Annotated in this window: 1 protein-coding gene; it reads left to right on the top strand. The window is 66.3% G+C overall.

All coding sequences use genetic code 11. The features are described from left to right. Window positions 1–34: 34 nt before the first annotated feature. The coding region (locus ACOQFR_RS00005) for a hypothetical protein (RefSeq protein WP_421377369.1) at window positions 35–279 on the top strand (245 nt) is incomplete at its 3' end.

A 279-nucleotide genomic window follows, 5' to 3' on the forward strand; every position in this document is an offset into this window, starting at 1 on the left:
CACCCTGGTCCCGGTCACGAATGGTCCGCTTACCGTGAACGCTGATGGCTCGGTGGACGTCGCGCCGAATACCCCGGCTGGCACGTACACCGTCGACTACGAGATTTGCGAGGTCCTGAACCCGGCCAACTGCGACACCGCCACGGTCACCGTGACGGTCGAAGCGGCCGTGCTCGACGCGATCAACGACACGGCGGGTCCCGTCAACGGCGCGACCGGCGGCACGAACGTCGTCAACGTCCTGGCCAATGACCAGCTCAATGGCGCGCCGGTGAATCC

This window comes from Arenimonas sp. MALMAid1274 (genome assembly GCF_049195245.1).
Classification (GTDB): Bacteria; Pseudomonadota; Gammaproteobacteria; order Xanthomonadales; family Xanthomonadaceae; genus Arenimonas.